14 protein-coding genes are annotated in these 18,017 nt (G+C 64.4%); 6 read left to right on the forward strand and 8 right to left on the reverse strand.

Translation table 11 applies throughout. The features are described 5' to 3' along the window. Nucleotides 1-193: 193 nt before the first annotated feature. Nucleotides 194-1,021, reverse strand: a complete 828-nt coding sequence (locus ACYG9R_RS09305) for a ferredoxin--NADP reductase (RefSeq protein WP_023823935.1) — start codon at nucleotides 1,019-1,021, stop codon at nucleotides 194-196. Nucleotides 1,022-1,240: 219 nt separating this feature from the next. Between ACYG9R_RS09305 and ACYG9R_RS09310 the strand changes: the two genes are divergently transcribed. Further along, nucleotides 1,241-3,325 carry a hydantoinase/oxoprolinase family protein gene (locus ACYG9R_RS09310; RefSeq protein ID WP_460221819.1) on the forward strand — a complete coding sequence of 695 codons (2,085 nt, stop codon included), beginning with the start codon at nucleotides 1,241-1,243 and terminating at the stop codon, nucleotides 3,323-3,325. A gap of 1 nt (nucleotide 3,326) precedes the next feature. Continuing rightward, entirely contained in the window at nucleotides 3,327-5,009 is a 1,683-nt protein-coding gene (locus tag ACYG9R_RS09315) for a hydantoinase B/oxoprolinase family protein (RefSeq protein ID WP_023823937.1), read from the forward strand. A gap of 22 nt (nucleotides 5,010-5,031) precedes the next feature. Here ACYG9R_RS09315 and ACYG9R_RS09320 read toward each other — a convergent pair whose 3' ends face one another. Continuing rightward, a complete protein-coding gene (locus ACYG9R_RS09320) occupies nucleotides 5,032-5,922 on the reverse strand; it encodes an SGNH/GDSL hydrolase family protein (RefSeq protein ID WP_023671297.1) in 891 nt (296 codons plus the stop codon). Between the two features lie 254 nt (nucleotides 5,923-6,176). On the opposite strand from ACYG9R_RS09320, the gene ACYG9R_RS09325 reads away from it, so the two are divergent. Both ACYG9R_RS09325 and ACYG9R_RS09330 read left to right on the forward strand, forming a co-directional pair. Then, nucleotides 6,177-6,947, forward strand: a complete 771-nt coding sequence (locus ACYG9R_RS09325) for an ABC transporter substrate-binding protein (RefSeq protein ID WP_023671296.1) — start codon at nucleotides 6,177-6,179, stop codon at nucleotides 6,945-6,947. 69 nt (nucleotides 6,948-7,016) lie between these two features. Then, nucleotides 7,017-8,132, forward strand: coding sequence for an aminomethyltransferase family protein (locus ACYG9R_RS09330; RefSeq protein ID WP_023823938.1), 1,116 nt, complete (start codon nucleotides 7,017-7,019; stop codon nucleotides 8,130-8,132). Nucleotides 8,133-8,136: 4 nt separating this feature from the next. Here ACYG9R_RS09330 and ACYG9R_RS09335 read toward each other — a convergent pair whose 3' ends face one another. The 6 genes from ACYG9R_RS09335 to ACYG9R_RS09360 are packed head-to-tail and all read right to left on the reverse strand — an operon-like array spanning nucleotide 8,137 to nucleotide 15,432. After that, a complete protein-coding gene (locus tag ACYG9R_RS09335; RefSeq protein WP_023671294.1) occupies nucleotides 8,137-8,598 on the reverse strand; it encodes a MarR family winged helix-turn-helix transcriptional regulator in 462 nt (153 codons plus the stop codon). Then, entirely contained in the window at nucleotides 8,595-9,179 is a 585-nt protein-coding gene (locus ACYG9R_RS09340) for an amino acid synthesis family protein (RefSeq protein ID WP_023823939.1), read from the reverse strand. The genes ACYG9R_RS09335 and ACYG9R_RS09340 overlap by 4 nt, the downstream gene beginning before the upstream one ends. Next, on the reverse strand, nucleotides 9,172-10,056 hold the full coding sequence (locus ACYG9R_RS09345; protein ID WP_023729752.1) for a UPF0280 family protein: 885 nt from the start codon (nucleotides 10,054-10,056) through the stop codon (nucleotides 9,172-9,174). The genes ACYG9R_RS09340 and ACYG9R_RS09345 overlap by 8 nt, the downstream gene beginning before the upstream one ends. After that, nucleotides 10,056-11,597 (reverse strand): hypothetical protein, encoded by a 1,542-nt coding sequence (locus ACYG9R_RS09350; protein ID WP_023823940.1) that lies wholly within the window; start codon nucleotides 11,595-11,597, stop codon nucleotides 10,056-10,058. Before ACYG9R_RS09350 ends, ACYG9R_RS09345 begins: the two co-directional genes overlap by 1 nt. Next, complete coding sequence (locus ACYG9R_RS09355; protein WP_031199355.1) at nucleotides 11,594-14,557, reverse strand: molybdopterin-dependent oxidoreductase; 2,964 nt, start codon at nucleotides 14,555-14,557, stop codon at nucleotides 11,594-11,596. The genes ACYG9R_RS09350 and ACYG9R_RS09355 overlap by 4 nt, the downstream gene beginning before the upstream one ends. Nucleotides 14,558-14,568: 11 nt before the next feature. Beyond that, nucleotides 14,569-15,432, reverse strand: a complete 864-nt coding sequence (locus ACYG9R_RS09360) for an FAD binding domain-containing protein (protein ID WP_023823942.1) — start codon at nucleotides 15,430-15,432, stop codon at nucleotides 14,569-14,571. 384 nt (nucleotides 15,433-15,816) lie between these two features. On the opposite strand from ACYG9R_RS09360, the gene pncA reads away from it, so the two are divergent. Both pncA and ACYG9R_RS09370 read left to right on the forward strand, forming a co-directional pair. Further along, on the forward strand, nucleotides 15,817-16,431 hold the full coding sequence (gene pncA / locus ACYG9R_RS09365; RefSeq protein WP_023683560.1) for a bifunctional nicotinamidase/pyrazinamidase: 615 nt from the start codon (nucleotides 15,817-15,819) through the stop codon (nucleotides 16,429-16,431). An 85-nt stretch (nucleotides 16,432-16,516) separates the two neighbouring features. Then, nucleotides 16,517-17,884: a sodium:proton antiporter gene (locus tag ACYG9R_RS09370; RefSeq protein ID WP_023823943.1), complete on the forward strand. Its 1,368-nt coding sequence runs from the start codon at nucleotides 16,517-16,519 to the stop codon at nucleotides 17,882-17,884. Nucleotides 17,885-18,017 lie beyond the last annotated feature (133 nt).

Here is an 18,017-nt window from a genome sequence, read left to right on the forward strand (position 1 = left end):
TACGTCGTGGTGCGTGTCGTTGCTCCCGGACCGCATGGCGGCTTTAGGCGACGCACACCGAAGATAGCCCGTGAAGCATCGCTTCACGAGTCCTTCAAGCGGTCATAGCGGAAAAAGGCGGCGAAAGCAGCTGAATTTTGACCGCATGGTCAAAATTCCAATCGAGAAGCAGGCGCCGAGGCGCCTGCTGATGTCAGCCGACGAAAGCGCGCTCGACGACGAAGGTCGAGGGATGGCTGAGCGAGCCCTCATGGAAGCCGAGGCTTTCGGCCATTTCCTTGACGTCCTTCAGCATATGCATCGAGCCGCAGATCATGATGCGGTCCGTCTCCGGATTGAGCTTCTCGATGCCGAGGTCGGCGTAGAACTTGCCCGAGCCGATCAGCGCCGTGATGCGGCCCATGCACGCCGATTCTTCGCGGGTCGTCGAATTGTAGAGGGTGACGCGGCCGCCGGTCAGTTCGCCGATCAGGGGATCGTTCTCGAGCGCGGCCACCAGTTCCTGGCCATAGGTCAGTTCGGCATTGTCGCGGCAGGTGTGGGTCAGGATGACCTGATCGAATTTTTCGTAGGTATCGGGGTCGCGCAGAAGGCTGGCGAAGGGCGCAATGCCGGTGCCGGTCGAGATCATGAACAGGCGCTTTGCCGGGGTCAGCGCGTCGACAACCAGCGTGCCGGTCGACTTCTGGCGCATGATGACGGTGTCGCCGACCTGGATCTTCTGCAGTTCGGAGGTCAGCGGACCATCCGGCACCTTGATCGAGAAGAATTCCAGCTCCTCGTCCCAGGCCGGGCTGGCGACCGAATAGGCGCGGTACACCGGCTTTTCGGCATTGGGCAGACCGATCATTACGAACTCGCCGGAGCGGAAGCGCAACGACTGCGGGCGGGTGATGCGGAACGAGAACAGGCGGTCGGTGTAATGCTTCACCGAGACGACGGTTTCGGCATAGACATTGGCCGGAATCGGAAACTGCAGCGGACGGGCGCCGGCTGTGTTGAGTGCGGATGTGGTGTTCATCAATCCAACTCTGTCTTGCCCACGCCTGTGCGGGCGCCAAACCGTTTCCTGCGCGCCCAGACCATTCAGGTCCCGGCGAGCCGTTCACACACTCCAAAGCAGTGAGCTCTTGTGTCCCAAATTTATTAGTATACAAACGATATTTGTGTCAAGATACCACGCTAAAACAGCTTTCCAAACTGCGGCATATTCGTAGTTCCGCCATTTCGGATTTCGACAATGAAAGAGAATTTTTCGGTGCAACAACCGGATTCCCTGGGTCACGTCGTTGCCGGCATCGATGTTGGCGGAACCTTCACCGACCTCATTTTGATCGACGGCAAAGATGGCGGAAAGGTGCATATCGCCAAGACGCCGACCACCGTCGACAACCAGGCGTTCGGCGTGGTTTCAGCGCTGGGCGCCACCGGCTTTGCCATAGACGGCATCGACCTCATCGTGCATGGCACGACCACCACCACCAATGCGGTGCTGGAACGCCGGCTGGCGAAAACCGGCATGATCACCACACGCGGTTTTCGCGACGTGATCGAGCTTGGCCGCCGCACACGGCCGCAGCCCTATGGCATGACCGGAAGCTTCGTTCCGATCATCCCGCGTGATCTCAGGCTGGAAGTTTCGGAGCGCGTCGAGGCGTCGGGCGCGGTGCGCACGGCGCTCGACGAGGCCGAGATGCGCGACGCCGTGAAGACGCTGATCGCGGCCGGCTGCGAGTCCCTCGTCATCCATTTCCTGCATTCCTACGCCAATCCTGGACATGAGCGGCGCGCGGCCGAAATCGCCGCCGAGCTTTGGCCGAACGGCTACATCACGACTGGCCATGCGCTGCTGTCGGAAGCCCGCGAATTCGAGCGCGGCGTTACCGCCGCGGTCAACGCCTCGGTGCAGCCGATCCTCGAGCGTTATGTCGAGCGGCTGCGCAAGGAATTGGCCGCCAAGGGCTATGCCCGCGACTTCCTGATCATGAACGGCAATGGCGGCATGATCTCGGCCCGTTTCGTCACGCGCGAGTCGGCCAAGACCGTGATGTCCGGCCCGGCCTCCGGCGTCATCGCCGCCGCCTATACGGGCAAGCGCGCCGGCTTTGAAAACCTCGTCACCTACGACATGGGCGGCACCTCGACCGATGTGGCGCTGATCCGCAACGCCGAGCCGGCGGTCTCCAACGAGATCGAGATCGAATATGCGATGCCGATCCATGTGCCGATGGTGGCGGTGCATACGGTCGGCGCCGGCGGCGGCTCGATCGCGCGCGTTGATGCGGCCGGCCTGATCCAGATCGGCCCGGAAAGTGCCGGCGCCAATCCCGGTCCGATCTGCTACGGCCGCGGCGGCTTGGAGCCGACCATCACCGATGCCAATCTGGTGCTGGGACGGCTGGCGCCGAAAAAACTGCTGGCGGTCGAAAATCCGGTCACCGTCGAGCGCGTCACCGGCATTTTCGAGAACAGAATAGGCAAGGCCACCGGCCTCTCCGGCGTCGAGGCGGCGGGTGCAATCCTGCGGCTCGGCAACATGAAAATGGCCGGCGCCATCCGCATGGTCTCGGTGTCGCGCGGCCATGATCCGCGCGATTTCGCGCTGTTCGCCTTCGGTGGCGCCGGGCCGCTGCATGCCTCCGCCCTGGCGCGCGAACTCGGCCTGCCCCGTGTGCTGGTGCCGGCGCGTCCGGGCATCACCAATGCGCTCGGCTGCGTCGTGGCCGATCTGCGCCATGACTTCGTCAACACCATCAACCAGCCGGTCGCCGTGCTCGATGAAGCCAGGCTTCGCGAGGTGCTGGAACGTCACCGCGGGGAAGGCGAGGAACTGATCGGCAAGGAAGCGGTGAAGCCGGAAACGATCCGCGTCACGCACTCTGCCGACATGCAGTTCGTCGGCCAAACCCACATCATCAACGTGGCGCTGCCGTCTTCATCGGTGACAAGGCAAGAGTTGCAGGCGCTGTTCGAAAAAGCCTATTTCGCCCGCTTCAAGGTCGAGTTGCCGGAGATCCGCGCCAATCTGGTCAACCTCAACACGTCGGTGACGGGCGTGCGGCCGGCGATCGACCTGTCACGGCTGATCGACCCGGCCGGACGTACAAAGACGCTAGACGAGGCGCTGCGCGAAACAAGGCCTGTCTGGTACGCAGGGCGCTGGCACGATACGCCGATATACGCACGCGAAAAGTTGCCGCCCGATGCCGTCATCGAAGGGCCGGCGATCCTCGAACAGATGGACGCCACCACCGTGCTCGAACCCGGCGACCGCGCAAGATCGGACGCCGACGGCAACATCATCATCGATATCGGCGAGGCCTGAGATGCAAAAGCTCGACGCCATCACGCTTTCGGTCCTGCAGGCAGCCTTGCAGCAGGTCTGCGACGAGATGGATCTTACTTTCTCCCGCGCTGCCTTCTCGCCTGTCATCGCCGAAGCAAATGACCGCTCCGACGGCATCTACTCCGCCGTCGACGGCTCGTTGATCGCACAAGGCAGCCAGGGCCTGCCGGTGTTCGTCGGCGTCATGCAGTATTCGACCAGGACTGTGATCGAGATGATCGCCAACGGCCGCTGCCTGCCGCCTGAGCCGGGCGACATCTATATCGTCAACGATCCTTATCTCGGCGGCACACATCTCATGGACGTGCGCTTCGCCATGCCGGCCTACCGCGACGGCAAGATATTTTGCTGGCTATCGAATACCGGCCACTGGCCCGATATCGGTGGCTCGGTGCCGGGCGGCTTCTCCGCCTCCGCCACAGCCGTCGAGCAGGAAGGCCTGCGGCTGCCGCCGGTCAAGCTGTTCAAGAAGGGCGTGCTCGACACCGAAATCTACGCCATCATCTGCTCCAACATCCGCGTCGCCGACCAGCGCATCGGCGATATAAGAGCGCAGGCCGCAGCACTGCTGATCGGTCAGGACCGGCTCAATGGAATCCTCGATCGTTACGGCGACGAAACTGTCGTCGGGGCGATCGCCGAACTGCGTCGCCGCGCCGCCGAGCAGATGCGCGCCAACATCTCCGCCATTCCCGACGGCACATACAGTTCGAAGGCCTTTGTCGACTCGGACGGCGTGGTCAACGAACCGCTGACCATCGCGCTCGCCGTCGAGAAGCAGGGCGACACGCTGACCTTCGATTTTACCGGCTCGTCAAAACCATGCGCGGGGCCGATGAACAGCGTGCTGGCGACGACATTGTCGTCGGTCTATCTCGCCATGCGCCATATTTTCCCTGATGTGCCGATCAGCGCCGGCGCTTTCGAGCCCCTGATCGTCAAGCGGCCGGAAGGCACGTTCCTCGACGCCAAATACCCGCGTCCCGTCTCCGGCTGTGCGGCTGAAGTCTCGCAGCGCATCGCCGAGGCGGTGTTCGCGGCGATGGTGCAGGCGCTGCCGGAAAAGGTGACGGCCGCGCCCGCCGGCTCCAGCGGCAATTTCGCGCTGGGCGGCAACGATCCGGCGCGCGGCCGCGACTATGTGATGTATCAGATCTCCGGCGGCGGCTATGGCGGCAATTCAGGCCATGACGGCCTGACCAATGGCTGCTCGACCATCGGCATTTCCAAATCGCCGCCGGTCGAGATCATGGAGCAGGCGTTTCCTGTGCTCTACCGCCACTATGCCTTGCGCGAAGGCTCGGGCGGCGCCGGCAAGCAGCGCGGCGGCTTCGGCCTCGCCTATGAGGTCGAGATCTTGCGAGGCGAAGCGCGCGCGTCCTTCGTCATGGACCATGGCCGTTTCGGCCCGCAGGGCGCGCTCGGCGGCAAGGACGGCGCGGTGAACACGGTGACCGTGTTCCGCGACGGCGAGGCACATGTGCCGCCGCATCTGTCCAAGGAACAGGACATCGCGCTCAAGGCCGGCGACCGCGTGAGGGTCGGCACGCCCGGGGGCGGCGGCTATGGTGATCCGCGTGAGCGCGACCCGAAACTGGTCGCCGAAGACATCAGGCTTGGTTACTACACCGTTGAACAAGCCAAAGAGCTGTTCGGAACCTGACAGCCGACAGGCCCGAGCCGCGTCAGGTTTGCAGCTTGGCCTTCAGCGCATCGGCGAATTTTTGCGCGATCTTCTTGAAGCCGGCGGGATCGGGATGCAGTTCGTTGGCCCAGTCGGCCACCTTCAACGTTCCCTGCGTGTCGACCAGATGGAAATTGTTGTTGGGATCGTCGGCCAGGCGCTTCACCACATCGCGGAACGCCGCCAGCGCGTCGTGAACGATGACCGTGCCCTTGGCGACCGTCCAGTTGCAGAAATCGAGCGACGGTTTCAGCCACGGGCCGACACAGGACGGATGCGCTCCGTTCGGGATCGGAAAATCATAGCAATGGCCAAAGATCGGCACGCCTGGCGCGACGCGGTCGCGCAGCGCGAACAAATCGAGATAGCAGGCCTCGACCATGCCGAGCGCCTTGGTGAAGCGGTTCTTGTTCAGCCCGGGGGCGTGGCCGTCATTGAAGTCGAGGAAGATGCAGAACTGGTCGCCGGCAATGTCGTTGCCACCGGCAGAGAACAGGATGGCATCGGGCTTGCCGTCCAGCCAGTTGGCCTTGTTGCGCAGGGCGGCGATCATGCGCTGCTGCTTGGGCAGCGACATCTCGTCGGTCGCCGCATCGCCATGATGGGCAAGGTTGAGGATGGTCGGCGGCATCGAGCCGATGCGGCGCAGCTGCGCGATCACGTCGGTGTCGACGAACGGAAAGCCGTTGCCGGTGAGCGGATAGTCGAACCAGGAATCGCCCTGCGCCAGCATCACCAGCGGCCGGTTGGCGACGGCCGCCTCGAGATTGCCGGCGCTTTCCCTTGCGGTTTCGAGCCGCTCGATGTTGGCCTGGTGAACCTTGATGCGCTTGGCGATGTCGTCGTCTATGCGCCGCTGCGCGGCTTCCTGCACGAATTCCTGCTGGTCCATCCCCAGGTCCCTCCCACGACCGTCTACTTCGAGCTGAACATGCGCCCATGTCCATGATCGGTCTGTAATTTAGATCACAGTAAGATTCCTGGGGAAGGACGGCTTGCCGCGCCGTGATCGCCGCAGAGCATGTCGTTTCCGTCTCCGTGGGGCCTGCAAAAGACCATAGACTTCTATCCTTGTTTTCGCGCAATTCCGGACGGGAAACCGCCAACACCTTCCCTGGAATTGCTTAGTCAACGGAGATCAGGAACATGCGTCTTTTCGGTCGTTTCGTGCTTGCCGCTTCCGCCGCCCTGCTGCTTGGGACCGGTGCTGCCTCCGCCGAGAAACTCAGGATCGGGACCGAGGGCGCCTATCCGCCTTTCAACTATGCCAATTCGGACGGCACGCTGGGCGGCTTCGACATCGACCTCGGCAAGGCGCTGTGTGCCGAGATGAAGGCCGAGTGCGAATTCTCCGTACAGGATTTCGATGGTTCCATTCCGGCGCTGCAGGCCGGCAAGTTCGACGCCATCATCAACATCACCATCACGCCGGAACGGGCCGAGAAGGTCGAGTTCACCCACAAATATTACCAGACGCCGCCGGCCATCGCCGTGCCGAAGGATTCGACCATCGCCGGCACATCGCCGGACGATCTGAAGGGCAAGGTGCTGGGCGTGCAGAGCGCAACCATCCACCAGAATTTCGCCGAGCAGAAATACTCCGGCTCGACCGTGAAAGCCTATCCGACGGGCGACGACGCCCGCACCGACATGGCCAATGGCCGGCTCGACGCGATGATGGACGGCTCGATCATCCTGACCGAATGGCTGAAGAAGCCCGATGGCGCCTGCTGCAAATTGCTCGGCACGCTGACCGCCGATCCGGCCATTCACGGCCCCGGCGTCGGCATCGCCCTGCAAAAGGGCAACAAGGAACTTGCCGACAAGTTCAATGCCGCAATCGAGGCGCTGCGCGCCAACGGCAAGTACAAGGAAATCAACGACAAGTACTTCGCCTTCGACGTCTACGGGGGTTAATCCCTCAGCCAACCCGACCTCGGCAGCGCCACCCGGCGCTGCCGTTTTCATGCAGGACGGAGAAGTTTCGTGGTTGAGCGGCGCTCCCCTTTCTACAACAGCATCGTCGGCCTGGGCGCGACGATGGGCCGGGTCGGCGGCGAGTTCGTCTCGGCCAAAACTTATTCCGGCATCGCCGACGAGCACCTGAACACGCGCAAAAATGTCGGCGTGCAGGATCTCAGCACCATGGGCAAGATGGACATCAAGGGGCCGGAAGCCGAGGCGCTGGTCAACCACGTCATCGTCAACGATGCCGCCGCGATGAAGCCCGGCCAGGTGCGCTATTCCACCGTCTGCCGCGACGATGGCGGCATCATGGACGACCTCACCGTGTTTCGGCTGGCATCAGAGCATTTCATGCTGGTGACCGGCTCGGTCAACCGACTGAAGATGCTGCCCTGGCTGCAGCATCATGCTGAAGCGCGAAAGGCCTATGTCACCGACATTACGGCGGCCGTCGCCTTTCCGACGATACAGGGGCCGCGTTCACGCGAGCTGCTGAAAGCACTGGTTTCGGATGCCGATCTCGATGAGTTGAAACGCTGGGCGTTCACTTCAGGGCGCGTCGGCGAGACCAAAGTCCTGATCTCACGCACCGGGGTGACCGGCGAGCTCGGCTTCGAACTGTTCGTGCCGGCGGACGAGGCCACTTCCGTCTGGGACGCGCTGATGCGGACCGGTAGCGATTTCGGCCTGAAGCCATACGGCGCGCTGGCCATGTTCACGCTCGGGCTGGAAAAGGCCTATCCGGCGCATGGCATCGACATGGACGAGAGCCGTACGCCCTTCCATGTCGGGCTCGATCGCTGGATCAAGTTCGACAAGGGCGAGTTCATCGGCCGCGAGGCATTGCTCACAATTCGCGGCAAGGGGCTCGACGAACGCTGGACCGGGCTGATTCTCGACGGTGACAAGCCGGCCGCGACGGATGCCAGGGTTTTCGCCGACGGCGAGGATGCCGGCGTCGTCACCTACAGCGATCACGGCTATTCCTTAGGCAAAGTTCTGGCGACGGCGCATTTGCGGCTGCCGTTCACCGCCATCGGAACCGAGCTCAGCATCGACATCGACGGCAAGCCGACACGGGCGGTGGTGGCGCCGATGCCGTTCTTCGATCCCGAAGGCGCGAGGCTGCGCGCCTGATTGCTCAGGCCAACTTTGCCAGCAGCCGCATAAAGGTGGCCGCTTCCTTGGCGGTCAGCGGCGCCAGCGTTTCCTGGGTGATGGCGCGGGCCAACGGGATCAGCCGTTCGATCGCCTCGCGTCCCTCTGGCGTGAGGTTGACCAGCAGCCGCCTCTTGTCGACCTCGTGCTTGGTCAGGTCTACTAGGCCTCGCGCCTTCAGCCGGTCGATGACGCCCTTGACCGTCGCCGCATCCATGGCGATCAGCGTGCCCAACTGGTTCTGCGAGGTCTCGCCGACATCGTGCAGCTTGGCAAGTGCAGCGAATTGCGGCGGCGTCAGGTCGCTGATCTGGGCGGCAAAGATCGAGACATGGCGCTGATGCGCCTTGCGCAGGATGAAGCCGACCTGCTCCTGCAGGCGGTAGTCATGTTCGTCGGGCTCTTCGGCCTCGACCAGTTTCAGCAGATTGTCCCCGCCGCTCATCGCAAGCCATCCCAGACCTTGATGTCGCCTGCAGCCAGGCCGCCCATGCGGTCATGCACGCGCGGGCCGCAGCTCATGGCGAGGCAAAACAGGATTTCGTTGGCACGCGGCCCGTCGCTGAGGCCGACCTCCATGGCGTCGAAATGGCTGCGGACATAGGCGGCGTTGGTGTGGCCGAGCGGCACGTCAAGCCGCGAGCCGAAGGCGCCGACCTTGGTTGCCGACGGCACGATCGCCTTGGCGTCGCCCAGCCGCTCGCGCATGGCGTAGCCGCCAGGAACGTGCCACAGCGCGCCGTGCTCCAGCTCCCCCGACGAGCCGACAATGGTGCCCTTGCCGTAGGCGTCGATCTGCTTGATGTCGCCGCCCAATGCGGCAATGAGCTTGTCGGTGAGCAGCAGGCCAAGCGGCTTCAGATCGTCCATGGCGCTCTGCAGTTCTTCGACGTAGCGGCCGGCGAACGGGTTCTTCACCAGCGCCACGGCCGCCGCGCGGCGGCGCGGCGCAGCTGCGACCGGGCCGCCATCGTGAAAAATCTCTTCGGTCAGAACCGCGATCTTGCGGATCGGAAACTCAGGCATGGGCAACTTCCTTCCCTGGATTTTTGTTGGGCGCGGCAAGCGCCATGGAACCACTGATGCGGGCTTCCCCACCTAGAAACAGCGCCGATGCGGCAATCAGGCCGCGCCGGCGAAAATCTTCGGCGACGGCAAGGCCATTGTCCAGCGCCCGCTCCACATCGCCACGCGCGAGCATGCCGACGGCTTGTGTCACCAGCCGCGCGCCGAGATCGCTGTCGGGCGCCAAGTCCTGCGCGGGAATGCGCTTGATGGCGGGATTGCCGGGCAGGTCGACGGCGTTGGCAATGAGTGTCGCGGCCGCATCGGCCTCGGCGCCGGTGTGCGCCAGCACGGTGACGGCGTCGGCAATGCCAAGCGAGAACGAACGGCCGCGCCAGCCGCTGGTGGCGACGCCGCGCACGCCGTCCGCCGAGCGAATGGTGAGGCGGTCGGCCATGCCGTTGCCGGTGCCGGCGATCGCCAGGTTCATCGACTGGCCCTTGCCGATATGGAGGGCGCTGTCGCCGCCATTGTTGACATAGGCCCGGTCGAGCTTGCGACCGGCAAGCAATGCCGAGAGCATTTCGTCGGCTACCGATCCGGCGACGGCGGCCATCGGCGTGATGAAGCATTCCGCCAAGGGCATGACGGCTGCTTCCATGCGCCGCGCCGTCGGGCCGGCGAAGGTGCGCGGCGCCAGGAAAAATGCCGGCAGCCGCAATTCGGGAAGCTCCTCGACCAACTCGATCAGGATCGTCTGGAAGCGCTCGATCGCCTGATCGTAGGCGGCACGACACTCAGCCGCCTCACCAAAGGCTTCGACGATCAGGTCGATCGGCCCGTGGTTGAGGTGCAGCCGCTTACCGTCCTGCAGCCAGTGGACTTGCGGGCCTTGCATCAAGAGGCCCCGTTCGAGCCGACGCGGCGCAATTGCGCGAGCGGCGGCCATGGGTTTTGAGCCTCGGCGGCTGAGCCGCGACGCGGGTTGAGATACTCGCCGCCTTTGGCAACGATATCCTCGACGCTTCGTATCTCGGCCTCGTAGCCGCCCAGCCGGACATAGTCGTCGCGACGCAGCGTGAATTCGATCGGCGCCACCAGTGCCGGGGTCGGGACATAACCGAACGCGCCTTCCGGCACGCGCATGACGTCGACCATCAGCGTGATGCCGCCGCCCGGCCAGACATAGACCGGCGCGCCGCCAACGGTAACATAGGTCTTCAAGCCCTGCACCGAGCGGGTGAGATTGACCGGGTTTTCGGTGACGCCGGCGCGCAGCGAACCGCCGGCGCCGCCGATGAACAGCACGGTGCAGAGCGCCGGCTCGCAATTGTCCTCGATCAGGCCGACCGATTTCTGCAGCCGCTCGGGGAACGGTTTTTCAACCGGCTTCAACTCGTCGTCGAGTTCGTAATAGGCGAACTGCTCGCCGGTGGTCGACACCATCAGCAGCGACAGGCCGGGGCGGGCGCCCTTCTTGGCGTTCCATCCGCCGAGGATCGACAGCGGGTCGGAAATCGAGGTGCCGCCCCAGCCAAGGCCGGGCTCGGAGACCTTGAAATAGCGGCCCGGCGTCGAGCGGCGGCCGATGATCTTGATGCCGGTGTCCTGCCAGCCCAGCACCTTGCCGGCCTGATGCTCGGAGACAACGCCGGTGATATGGTCGTCGACCACCACCACCTCGTCGACTAGGCCGCGCCATTGCGTGGCGAACATGCCGATCGTGGCCGAGCCGCAGCCGACCCGCATACGGTGTTCCTGCTTGCCGTCGATGACAGGTGGTTTGCCGGCTTCGACGATGATGGTGGCGCCGCCATCGATGGTCAGTTCGACCGGCTTGCGATTGCACAGACTGAGCATCGCGTCACAGGTTGCCCGGCCTTCGGCCTTGGAGCCGCCGGTCAGATGATGCACGCCGCCCAGCGACAGCATCTGCGAGCCATACTCGCCTGTCGTGACGTGGCCGATCGGCTCGCCTTGCGCGCGCACGATTGCCGTTTCGGGACCGAGATGGCGGTCGGTGTCGATCTTCACCTTGACGCCGCAGTACGAAAAAATGCCTTCGGTGACCACGGTCACCAGATCGACGCCCTCGACCTCCTGGCTGACGATGAAGGGGGCCGGCTTGTAGTCGGGATAGGTGGTGCCGGCGCCGATCGCAGTGACGAAGCGGCGGCCGGTGTTGACCAGTTCGCCGTCCCATTGCTCGCCCTCGGCGGTGAAGGGCACGACCGCGGCGCCACTCTCTGCCGCATGGTCGAGGATGGTCAGCGGGTCCATACGCACGATGCGGCCACCGACATTGCCGTAGCGGTCGCAGGCGCCGGTGCGGCCATCGGCGATGTAGCACATCACCGGACAGGCATCGCAGCGGATCTTTTCCGCCACCAGCTTTTCGCCCGGATCGTGGGTTTCGAAGCGTTCGGCAAGCTCGCTCATCGGCGTGCCTCCTTGTCGCGGATGCCATCTTGTTCGCGGATGGCGGCGCGGATGCGCGTCGGCGTCGCCGGAACCTTGGTGATGAGAACGCCGGTGGCGTGGCGTATGGCGTTGAGGATGGCGGGTGCGGTCGGGATCAGCACATGCTCGCCCAGGCCCTTGGCGCCGAACGGTCCCTCCGGATCGGGAACCTCGATCAATATGTGCTCGATCTCAGGCACATCGCCGATGGTCGGGATGAGATAGTCGTGCAAATTCTCGGTGCGACCGGGGATGTATTCCTCCATCAGCGCCATGCCGATGCCTTGCGCGATGCCGCCTTCGATCTGGCCTTCGACCAGCAGCGGGTTGATAGCCTTGCCGACATCGTGCGCGGCGGTGATTTTCAAGAGCTTCACCGTGCCGAGCTTGAGGTCGACCTCGAGTTCGGCGATCTGCGCGCCATAGCCGTAGACGGCGTAAGGCTTGCCCTGGCCCTTGGCATCGAGCGGCAGCGTCGGCGGATCGTAGGTCTCCTCGGCGCGGAAGACGTAGCCGTCCGCATCGACATCCAGGGCGGGGAGATCGATGCGCCGAGTGGCTTCGCCCTCACGAATGACGATCGCCGGGCCGTCCAATTGCAGGGCCGCGTTCTCCGAGACATTGGCAAAGCGCAGGATCTTTTCGCGCAAGGCGCGGCCGGCTTTTTCGGCCGCCTTGCCGGTGACAAAAGTCTGGCGCGAGGCCGATGTTTTGCCGGCGTCCGGGCTGATCGCGGTGTCGGCGCTTCTCAGCTTGAATTTTTCCAGCGGCAGGCCAAGTGCGTCGGCGCAGATCTGGGCAATGACGGTGTTGGAGCCCTGGCCGATATCGACGGCGCCCTGATGCAGGATGACCTCCCCCTCTGGCGAGATACCGACCCTTATGGTCGACGGATTGGGCAGCGAGGTGTTGCCGCAGCCATACCAGCAGGACGCGATGCCGACGCCGCGCTTTTTGCTCGTATTGGCATTGTTGAATGTATCTGCGTCGGCCGTCGCGCGAGCCCAATGCGGCCGCAAGGAGTCGAGGCACTCGAATATGCCGACGCCCGACTCCAGTCGCTGTCCGGTAACCGTTTCGGATCCGTTCCGAAGGCAGTTCTTCAGCCGAAAATCGAGCCGGTCCATGCCAAGCTTGCCGGCGAGCTCATCATAGAGCGTCTCCTGCATGATCGTCGCCTGCGGCACGCCGAAGCCACGGAAGGCGCCGGAAATCGGCCCGTGGGTGTGGATGGCGCGGCCTTCGGCGCGGTAGTTCGGCGTCGCATAGGGACCGGAGGCATGCACCGGCACGCGGTTGGCGACGGTCGGGCCCCAGCTGGCATAGGCGCCGGTGTTGAAATCGCCTGTGAAGACCATGCCGGTGACATGGCCCTCGGCATCTACGCCGATGGTCGCCTTCATCTCGGCGGGATGTCGCTTGGTGGTCGACATCATCGATTCGGTGCGGGTGTAGGCAAGCGCCGCCGGCCGGCCGGTCTTCAGCGCCACAAGGCCGATGAGCGGCTGCAGTGAAACGTCCAGTTTCGAGCCGAAGCCGCCGCCGGTCGCGGCCGGCACGATGCGCACCTTGTCGACGGCAAGACCGAGCACCTTCGCCGTTTCGTCGCGGTCCATATAGGGGGCCTGGGTGCAGGCGACGACGACCAGCGTGTCGTCGTCCATGTAGGCATGGCCGGCTTCCGGCTCGATGTAGGCGTGCTCGACATAGGAGGTGTCGATGGCACCGGACACTGTGAAGGCAGCCTCGCCAAGCGCCGCCTCGGGGTCGCCGCGCTCGACAAAGCCCTTGGTCAACAAATTGGCCGGGCGGTTCGCGTGGATGAGCGCCGCCCCTTCTGCCTCCGCGTCGCCGGGCTGCAGAAAATGCGGCAGCTCGGTCCAGCGGACCGGGAAATCCTGGAGGTCGAGATCGAGCATGGCCTCGCGCTCGCCGGCGACCAGCGCCACTGCCTCGCCGCGCAGCCGCGCAAAGCCTTCGGCCAGCGCCGGCTGGTCGGCAAACGGACCGATGACGCCGAAACAGTTTTTTCCCGGAATGTCGGCGGCGGTGAAGACGCCGACGATGCCGGGATGCGACTTCACCCAGCCCTCCAGGTCGCCGAAGGCGAAGCCGGCATGATAATGCGGCGAGCGGACCACCAGCACGGCCAGCGCATCGGCGGGAAAGGCATCGGCGCCGAATTTTTCAGCGCCGGTGACTTTTGGCACGCCGTCGAGCCGGACCGGGGAGGCGCCTACAGCATTCCCTGTGGTTGGCATTCTACGTTCAAAGTTGAATTCCAACGAATGACGTTGGCGCTGCCCCTCACCCTTACCCTCTCCCCGTGAAGAACGGGGAGCGGGGAGCGTCGGCGCTGGAGCACTTCCCTTCTCCCCGTCACTATACGGGGTGAAGGTGCCGGCAGGCGGATGAGGGGCAGCGCCGTCGGTCGACGTCTCGAACCGTCCCGCATCCATCACTGCCGCGATGATCTTTCTGTAGCCGGTGCAACGGCAGAGGATGCCGCCCAGCGCATCCTGCACCTCGGTCTCGGTCGGATTCGGCGTGCCATCCAGCAGCGCCGTTGCCGCGACCAGCAGCGCCGGCGTGCAGATGCCGCATTGCGCGGCGCCATGCGCCAGGAAAGACGCCTGCAGCGCCGAGAGAAGGCCATCGGCGAGGCCTTCGACGGTCGTTACGGACGTCCCGGCTGCGGAGGCCGCCGGCATCAGGCAGGCGCAGACGGCGTCGCCGTCGACCAGCACCGTGCAGGCGCCGCAATCGCCGGCATCGCAGCCGACCTTGGTGCCGGTCAGCTGCAATTCATCGCGCAACACCTGCGACAGCCGGCGCAACGGCGGCACATTGACCGAGACGGCGCCGCCATTGACCGCGAAGACGATGTCTACGCGCTCGGGGCCGAAACCCGGCACGAGATCAGGCAGGGCTTCAATCATCTCGGAGTGGCTCATGCCGCCACCATGCTGTTGTCGTTCGTCAGCCCGCAAGCCCCCAGCACGGCGCGGGCGACAAGCTCGCGCGCTGCGTCGAGCCGGTATTCGGCGCTGCCGCGCACGTCGGCAATCGGCGAGAGCTCGGCCATCGGCGCGGACAGGAGCGCATCGGCGAGTGCCGGGCCGACAGGCTTGCCCACCAGCACGGCTTCGACAGCGGCGAGCCGCCTGGCGACGGCCGAGCAGGACCCGACCGCGACAGCGGCTTCCATGACTATGCCACTCTCGGCAACGAGGCGCGCCGCCACCATGGCGATGGAGATGACGAGGTAGCGCCGCGCACCGAGCTTGACGAAGGCCGACGTGCCGGCAGAGGCCCGCTTCGTGATGCGGATGCCGGTGACCAGTTCGCCCGGCAGCAAAGCGGTGCGGCGGTTGCCGAGAATGAACTCCTGCAGCGGCAGATGACGCGTCGCGGCTGCAGAGCGCAGCTCGACCTCGGCGTCCAGCACCAGCAGTCCCGGAACGCCATCGGCGGCAGGCGAAGCATTGCAGAGATTGCCGGCGATCGAGGCGACATTCTGGATCTGCAGGGAGCCCACTTCGCGCGCGGCGTGCTTCAGCGCATCGAAAGCCGCCGGCAATGGATGGCGGACAAGGTCGGTCCAGGTGGTGCGGGCGCCCAAAACCCAATGGGTTTCGGTCTCGGCAATGCCGCGCAGCGAGACCAGGCCGTTAATATCGAGAACATTGTCGCGGAACGGTTTGGCGCCCTGCGCCGGATAGAAATCGGTGCCGCCGGCAAGCACGCGCCAGGCGCCCTCGCCCAGCAGAGCGAGCGCCTCGTCGAGCGTGGCGGGTTTCGCGTAACGGATCACCCTTTGCCTTCCAAAAAAATAGGCCTTCCCATTGGGGCCTTCAAAGGTGGGGACTTCCCGAACCCCGCCAGTGTCTGATCAGGCCAAATTCATTCGTATGCAAATGATATCAAGCTGGCGGAAATTGTCAAAGCCGGAGTTTAAGGGAACCCGGCCGCCATGCATTTGTTACGTCCGCGCACGATCCCCAAAAATCGGAATCGATTTTCGGAAAGGATCCTGCGCAAGGTAAAGTGCTACAGCGTCCTTTGCGCGTCCGAAGGGGACGCGCGGCGCTGTAGGAGGTTGACGCAGGCGGCCATCCGGTCAAGTTTCTGCATCCGGTCGCGTCAGCGGCGTATTTCACTCGATCCCCCGTTCGAGACGTAGAAGAGGAGAGGCGCCATGGCCGACGAAGCGCTTGTTGTCATTGACCTGCAAAACGACTTCTGCCCCGGCGGCGCGCTGGCGGTTGCCGGCGGCGACGAAATCGTGCCGCTGGTCAACGATCTGATCCGGCATGCCGAGCATGTCGTGCTGACGCAGGACTGGCACCCGGCCGGACATTCGAGCTTTGCCTCCAGCCATCCGGGGGCGCAGCCCTTCAGCGCAATCGAGATGCCCTATGGGCCGCAGACGCTGTGGCCGGACCATTGCATCCAGGGCAGCCTCGGCTCGGATTTTCACTCGGGGCTCGCCTGGACCAAGGCCGAGCTGGTGATCCGCAAGGGATTTCGCCCTGATATCGACAGCTACTCCGCCTTCTTCGAGAACGACCACAAGACGCCGACGGGGCTCGCCGGCTACCTCAAGGAGCGCAGCATCGACAGTGTGACCCTGGTTGGCCTGGCGACCGACTTCTGCGTTGCCTTTTCGGCCCTCGACGCGGTCAAGCAAGGCTTCAAGACGACGGTGCGGCTCGACGCGTGCCGCGGCATCGATCTAAACGGTTCGGTCGAGGCGATGCTGAAGAGGATGCGCGATGCCGGGGTGAAGCTCGAAGACCCGATCTCGGAGTGACTGGATCGTGACGCATCGAGGGGGCTGCACACAGTTGGGGAAGGCTTTCGCGGCAGGTGTACTCGCTTCCGCTGCGTCTCCGCAAATGGCCTTCGCGGCCGAGGCCCGCGGCCTGCCCGATGCTGCCATGTCGCTGTGGTGGGCGCTGCCTTTCGCCGGCCTGCTGCTCTCGATCGCCACCGGACCGCTGCTGTTCCACCATGTCTGGGAGCATCATTACGGCAAGATCGCCGCCGGCTGGGCAGCGCTGGCGATCATCCCCCTGATGGTTGCATTCGGCGTTCCGGTAGCCGGCGAAGCCGTGCTGCACACGCTGCTCACCGAATACATGTCGTTCATTATCCTGCTGTTCGCGCTCTACACCATTTCGGGCGGCATCCTTGTGGCCGGCAACATCCATGGCACGCCGCTGGTCAATGCCGGGCTGCTGCTCGTCGGGGCAATGCTGGCCTCGGTGATCGGCACCACCGGCGCCTCGATGATCCTGATCCGGCCGATGCTGCGCGCCAACGACAACCGGCAGTTCAACGCCCATGTCGTCATCTTCTTCATCTTCCTGGTGTCCAACATCGGCGGCTCGCTGACGCCCTTGGGCGACCCGCCATTGTTCGTCGGCTTCCTGCGCGGCGTCGACTTCTTCTGGACGACGGCGAACCTCTGGCGCGAGACGCTGTTTACCGGCGGCCTGGTGCTGCTTGTCTTCCTGGCCATCGACATCATGCTGCATCGCCGTGAAGGCGGCGCGCCGAAGATCAAGGATCCGACGCCGGATACGAAGGTGCGTCTGCGCGGCCTGGCCAATCTGCCGCTGCTGGCTGGCGTCATCGCCGCCATCCTGCTGTCGGCAGCGTGGAAGCCGGGCGTGAGCTTTTCAGTGCTGGGCGTCAGCCTCGAATTGCAGAACCTGGCGCGCGACGCCATCATCCTGGGGCTCGCCGGACTGTCGCTTGTCGTTTCCCTCAAGAGCCATCGCGAGGCGAACGGCTTCACCTGGGGCCCGATCGCGGAGGTGGCAAAACTGTTTGCCGGCATCTTCGTCTGCATCGTGCCGGTCATCGCCATCCTTCGCGCCGGCCATGACGGGGCGCTGGCGCCGCTGGTCGCGCTGGTGACGTCACCCACCGGCCAGCCCAATGATCTCGCCTATTTCTGGCTGACCGGCGGGCTGTCGTCCTTCCTCGACAATGCGCCGACCTATCTGGTGTTCTTCGAACTCGCAGGCGGCGACGCGCGGCACCTGATGACGGAGGCGGCCTCGACGCTGGCTGCCATTTCGGCCGGCGCGGTGTTCATGGGCGCCAACACCTATATCGGCAATGCCCCCAACTTCATGGTCTACGCCATCGCCCGGCATCGCGGCGTGAAAATGCCGGGCTTCTTCGGCTACATGGCGTGGTCGGGCGTGGTGCTGATCCCGATATTTCTGATTACAGGTTTTGTCTTCTTTGCGTGATGCGAAGGGCGCTGGGCCCTTACCTACCCCGTGTGGGGAGGTCGGACCGAAGGTCCGGGTGGGGGTCGGTGCCGCCCCCACCCGGCTGCTTCGCAGCCACTTGTCGGGGCGAGCCACGGGTCTCGCCCGTCCT

Source organism: Mesorhizobium sp. RSR565B (assembly GCF_054719465.1).